The organism is Rhizobacter sp. P2_H2 (assembly GCF_056403375.1).
Window position 1 is genome coordinate 1 of record NZ_JBFUFP010001009.1, and the last position, 1969, is coordinate 1969.

Genomic DNA, 1969 nt, shown 5'->3' on the forward strand with positions numbered 1-1969 from the left:
GCAGGATTGCGTGGCACGCGGCTCGCGCACCGACGGCGTGCTGCCCGGCGGCTTCAAGGTGCGACGGCGCGCGGCCGACCTGCACCGGCAGCTGTCGTCGAACCCCGAGGCGGCGCTGCGCGATCCGCTGCAGGTGCTGGACTGGGTGAACCTGTACGCGCTCGCGGTGAATGAAGAGAACGCGGCCGGCGGGCGCGTGGTGACGGCGCCGACCAACGGCGCGGCCGGCATCGTGCCGGCGGTGCTGCACTACTACGCGCGCTTCGTCGCGGGCGCGACGCCGGCCGGCATCATCGATTTCCTGCTGACGGCCGCGGCGATCGGCATCCTCTACAAGGAGAACGCGTCGATCAGCGGGGCCGAGGTGGGCTGCCAGGGCGAGGTCGGCGTGGCCTGCTCGATGGCCGCCGGTGCGCTGTGTGCGGTGCTGGGCGGCACGCCCGAGCAGGTGGAGAACGCGGCCGAGATCGGCATGGAGCACCACCTGGGCCTCACCTGCGACCCGGTCGGCGGGCTGGTGCAGATCCCCTGCATCGAGCGCAACGCGATCGCGTCGGTGAAGGCGATCAACGCGGCGCGCATGGCGATGCGCGGCGACGGCACGCACCACGTGAGCCTCGACAAGGTCATCAAGACGATGCGCGACACCGGCGCGGACATGATGACGAAGTACAAGGAAACGGCACGGGGCGGGTTGGCGGTGAACATCGTGGAGTGCTGAGCCCCCTTCGCCCTGAGCTTCGCAAGCGTCCCGGGAAGTCCTGATGAACAGACGACCGCGGCTTGGGATGCTTCGCTGGAGCCTTGCTCGCTGGCCAGCGCGCTGCGGCCATCATGCGCCTCATCCAGACGGCGAAGCTCGACGCCCACGCCCCTTGCGCGTACCTGCGCGACGTGCTGACGCGCCTCCCGCCCCAACGGGCACGCGACATCGCGAATCTGCTGCCCCATCGCCGGGTGTCCGCAGGCTCGCAATGACGACCTGCTGTCGTTGAGCGGTCGTTCGGATGGCCGGCCGCGAGCGCCCGAGTTCGGCCAGTTGCAGACACTGGCGATAGACTGCTTCCAAACCGCCTATTCATCAAACACCAAGCCAGCCATCTTCGATGTCCGAAGGCAGACTATCTCAGCAAGTGGAATGGTTCCATCAGTTTGCCAAGCTGTCTGTCGAGCAGCTGGCTCAGTTGGCGACCGAAGAGAACCGATCGCTCTTTCTGCAGTACGTCAGAGCATCTCTGCCGAAGCATCCTCCGCCGGAAGCTCAATCGCCCGACGAGTTTGCACGTGCGGTCGTAGGGTTGCGGGAAAGCGAGCGGCAATGGAATCGGGCGCTCATGACAGCCTTGGTTGATGCAGACGATCTACACAATGCTCGGGCCTCGAAAGAGGCGGTAGAGAAACTGAACGCTTTTGCGGATTCTTGCCCGTGGAAACTCTTTGAAGACGTAGCCCGAGGTCAAGCCGGCGAGTACGAGGCCCGCGGGTAGTCGTACGAAGGGCGGTGCTCGGCCAGGAGCGGTCTGTCGTGACAGGCTGCTTCGGGGTAGTCTTTCACGACATTCACCAGCCCTCGCAGCATGCACATTGAAGCAACGCCAAGGTCAGCAGCAGTTGCTGGTGCATGGGCCGTTTTCGGGCTCGTTCCATTCGAGAGGTGGATGGATCATCACAAAATCAGCTCGGTGCTCGAAGTCAATCTCCTCTGGTTAGCGGCTGCGGCGTTCTTTTTCTTTGTGCCGAGCTACTTCCTGGTCATCGGGAGTGGCAACGCACCTTTCGGTCACACATGGCTCCTTGATCGAGATGAACGCACACGATATGGCGTCATTGCGAAGCGCATGCTGATTTGGTTTCTCTCGGCAGCGGTAGTCGGCGCTGTTTGGTCTGAAGTTCTGAGCCTCTTTTGGAACAACTGATCAAGCTTCGAGTTCTGTCGGCCGTCGGAGTGCTCGCAGTCGGCCATGAGCGG

At 63.8% G+C, this 1969-nt stretch carries 3 protein-coding genes and 1 pseudogene; all 4 read left to right on the plus strand.

Annotation, left to right across the window (positions count from 1 at the left end):
• The coding region (locus tag AC1D15_RS29415; protein WP_477828805.1) for an L-serine ammonia-lyase at positions 1-721 on the plus strand (721 nt) is incomplete at its 5' end.
• Between the two features lie 71 nt (positions 722-792).
• Positions 793-978: pseudogene (locus tag AC1D15_RS29420) on the plus strand (transposase domain-containing protein); the annotation flags it as partial.
• 128 nt (positions 979-1106) lie between these two features.
• Complete coding sequence (locus tag AC1D15_RS29425; protein ID WP_465114179.1) at positions 1107-1487, plus strand: hypothetical protein; 381 nt, start codon at positions 1107-1109, stop codon at positions 1485-1487.
• 90 nt (positions 1488-1577) lie between these two features.
• On the plus strand, positions 1578-1916 hold the full coding sequence (locus AC1D15_RS29430; RefSeq protein WP_477828806.1) for a hypothetical protein: 339 nt from the start codon (positions 1578-1580) through the stop codon (positions 1914-1916).
• The last annotated feature ends 53 nt before the right edge of the window (positions 1917-1969 follow it).

Coding starts and splice junctions, on each gene's coding strand:
- AC1D15_RS29425 (WP_465114179.1), top strand. CDS start 1,107: ATGTCCGAAGGCAGACTATCTCAGCAAGTGGAATGGTTCCATCAGTTT.
- AC1D15_RS29430 (WP_477828806.1), top strand. CDS start 1,578: ATGCACATTGAAGCAACGCCAAGGTCAGCAGCAGTTGCTGGTGCATGG.